The organism is Elstera litoralis (assembly GCF_000963705.1).
GTDB classification, from domain to species: domain Bacteria; phylum Pseudomonadota; class Alphaproteobacteria; order Elsterales; family Elsteraceae; genus Elstera; species Elstera litoralis.
The window spans coordinates 1-3,119 of the sequence record NZ_LAJY01000474.1; the positions used below are offsets into that span (position 1 = coordinate 1).

The window sequence follows — 3,119 nt, forward strand, 5'->3', positions numbered from 1 at the left end:
CGTGAGCTTGGCGAAGGTTTGGCGCAAAAGCTTATCGACTTTGACTTCCAGACGACCGACTTCCTCGGCGATATTCACCGTATCGTCGGAGGTCAGGTGCCGCAGTTCTTCGATCTTGGCTTCAAGATCGGCAATTGGCTTCTCGAAATCGAGAAAAGTCCGCATTGACTGGCATTCCCCGGGTCTATCAGGCGGGCGGACCCTGCCTATGTTCGCCCCGATTGTCAATCGCGGCAGCGGATTTCCCCGCCGCCCCCTTGACCGGGATGGTGCATTTAACCCGAGTTTGCCGCTACGCAGCAAAAAAATTTGCACCTTCCAGTAACGGTAAATTTCGCAATTAAGAATCGATTGCATTCGCAAGTGAGGAAGGCTAGGCTTTGACCTATCAATCCTAAGGGGTCTCCTGCCATGTCGAACCTTGCTGAAGTTGCTAGCGCCCTAAGCCAACCTGTCGCCCGCGTCGTGCCGAGCGATCTGCCGATTCTCCAAAGTCGCGATCTCTTTACGACGCAGCGGGAAGTGTTGATCCAGCACGGTACCGACCATTACCGCCTGCGCCTGACCTCCACGAATAAGCTGATTCTAACGAAATAGCGGGCGCGTAAGCGCCCCAACCTTCCCCGCCCCCGCCAGCCGCCCCCTCGCCAGCACCGGTTTCCTCTCAGGCTTTGCCTGCCCTGTTGTTGGTGAGTTGCGATGATTTTTCTGCGCTGCTCGCGTTTGCGAGCTCTTTCCGTTTCCGCCGCGTTGCCCGCGCTCTTGCTGCCGGGCCTCGCGCTCGGGCAGGCTTCGCCTGCGCCGGTCACGCAGCTTGATACCCTTTCGGTAACGGGCACGCGGACCGAAAAACCCATCGGGGAAGAAACCGGCACGGTCTCGGTAATCCCCGAGCAGGATTTGCGCCGCCGGGGAGTCCATCGCCCGCAGGATGCCGTGCGCTACGAGCCGGGGGTTGCGGTCGGCAATCAGCCGACCCGCGCGGGCCAGGGCAATTACACCATTCGCGGTATCGGCGGCAATCGCGTGCGCGTGCAAGTCGATGGCGTAAAGATTCCGGATTATCCCGCCTCCAACCCCGCCTATACGCGCGATACGGTGGAGTTCGACAGTTTAAAGCGTCTCGAAATCCTGCGCGGCCCTGGCTCGGCCCTCTATGGGTCGGATGCGCTCGGCGGCGTGGTCGCCTATGTCACCAAAGACCCCGAGGATTATCTGAACGAGGTGGGCCGCGATTGGACCATCGGCGGCCGGGGCTCCTACGATAGTTCCGACAAAAGTTTCGGTAAGGCCGCCACCGCCGCCGGGCGCGTCGGCCCGGTCCAAGGGCTGTTGAACTACACCCGCCGCGACGGCAATGAGGTCAAGAACAAGGGCGCGCTGAAGGCCAATCCGCAGGATTACACGAGCGACAATCTGCTGGGGAAACTCGTTATCGGCGAGAAGGATAATCGCCTGCGTCTGACCGGCGAATATCTGAAGCGCGAAACCGATACCAATGTGCTGACCGATCTCAGCGCCTCGGTGCTGGGCTCGCAGGGTAAGGATACAACGCAGCGCTTCCGCGTCAGCCTCGATCATAGCTACGCGCGCCCGCTCAGCTTTATCGACCAGATCGACACGAAACTCTTCTACACCAGCGCCAGCCGCGAAGAAGTGACCGAACAGCGCCGTCTCACCTCCGGTCTTGCGCGCTACCGCTTCAGCGATCTCGATTTCACTCAGGATATTTACGGCGGCGAAGTGCAGGCGAAATCCTCGGCAAGCTGGTTCGGGCTCAGCCACGCCTTCACCTATGGCGTGTCGCTCGATCAAACCAAGACCGAACGCCCGCGCAATCGCTACGAGCGGACGCTCGCGACCGGCGCGATTACCTCCACCTTCTCCGGTGGGCCAGGGGTTCCGGCGGATGTCTTCCCGAACAAGACCTTCCCCGACACCAAAACCCTACAAGCCGGGGCCTATCTGCAAGACGAAATCAAGACCGGCCCCTGGACCTTCCTGCCCGCCGTGCGGTTTGATTATTACCGTCTCACGCCGTCGCCGGATCAGGCTTTCGCCAATACCAATTACCGCAATTTCGAGATCCGCGAGTTTTCGGACACCGCCGTTTCGCCGAAATTCGGCACGACCTACAAAATCGACGAGCGCTTCTCGGTCTTCGGGCAATATGCCCACGGCTTCCGCGCGCCGCCATATGATGACGCCAATATCGGCTTCACCAACGGCCCGTCGCGCTATGAAATTCTCCCCAACGCCAATCTGAAGCCCGAAGAAAGCGACGGCGTGGAAGCGGGCTTGCGCGGCAAATTTAAGGACGGCAGCAGCTTTAGCGCGTCCGGTTTCTACAATGCCTATACCGACTTCATCGAAAGCACGATGATCGGGACCACGCGCGACGGCATCACCCAGTATCAATCGCGCAATGTTTCGAAAGCGACGATCTGGGGGCTCGAAGCCCGGGGCGAGTATCGCTTTATGCCGGATTGGGGCCTGCACGGTAGCCTTGCCTATGCCCACGGCACCAACGACGATACCAATCAGCCGCTGGATAATATCGCGCCCTTCACCTTGCGCGCGGGCCTGACCTACGATCACCCGACCCAAAATTGGGGCGCGAGTCTGATGGCCAGCCACTATGCCCAGAAGGACCGGGTGAGCAACCCCAGCTTCTACAAAGTGCCCTCGGCCACGATCATGGATGTGTCGGGCTATTGGGACATTACCGAGCAATTCGGCCTGACCGCCGGTGTGTATAATCTCTTCGATAAGCAATATTACAACGCCCTCGACGTGTCGGGCTTCCAGGCCAACCGCACCGATCTTGAGCGTTACACGCAACCAGGCCGGACCTTCATGGTCGGCTTGTCGGCGCGCTGGTAGCGGCAATGCTCGGGGCGCGGGTAGAATCAAAAGCGGGTGGGGCCTTTGTGGCCTCGCTGCTGGTGCATGGGGCGGTAATTGCGGGCTTTGCCAGCCTTCCCGCCCTCAACCCCGGTCTGCCCCGTCCCGAGCCCGTGCCGATGCTGCTGGCGCTGCTCCCCGCGCCCGCGCCCCAGCCGGAACCGCAAATCCCGGAACCGCAAATCGAAGCGGCGCGTGACCCCGCCCCGGCTCCG

Annotated in this window: 2 protein-coding genes and 2 pseudogenes; 3 read left to right on the forward strand and 1 reads right to left on the reverse strand. The window is 60.7% G+C overall.

Annotated elements, in window-relative coordinates:
- Positions 1-165 (reverse strand): annotated as a pseudogene (locus VZ95_RS23195) (acetyl-CoA carboxylase carboxyltransferase subunit alpha); the annotation flags it as partial.
- Between the two features lie 246 nt (positions 166-411).
- Here VZ95_RS23195 and hemP point away from each other — a divergent pair.
- The 3 genes and pseudogenes from hemP to VZ95_RS15995 form a co-directional block, all read left to right on the forward strand.
- A complete protein-coding gene (gene hemP / locus VZ95_RS15985) occupies positions 412-597 on the forward strand; it encodes a hemin uptake protein HemP (RefSeq protein WP_045776744.1) in 186 nt (61 codons plus the stop codon).
- A 126-nt stretch (positions 598-723) separates the two neighbouring features.
- Entirely contained in the window at positions 724-2,883 is a 2,160-nt protein-coding gene (locus VZ95_RS15990; RefSeq protein ID WP_198148346.1) for a TonB-dependent hemoglobin/transferrin/lactoferrin family receptor, read from the forward strand.
- A 47-nt stretch (positions 2,884-2,930) separates the two neighbouring features.
- A pseudogene (locus VZ95_RS15995) lies at positions 2,931-3,119 on the forward strand (hypothetical protein); the annotation flags it as partial.

What these genes read in the sequence shown, in the direction of transcription:
- hemP (WP_045776744.1), top strand. Translation starts at nt 412, where the DNA reads ATGTCGAACCTTGCTGAAGTTGCTAGCGCCCTAAGCCAACCTGTCGCC.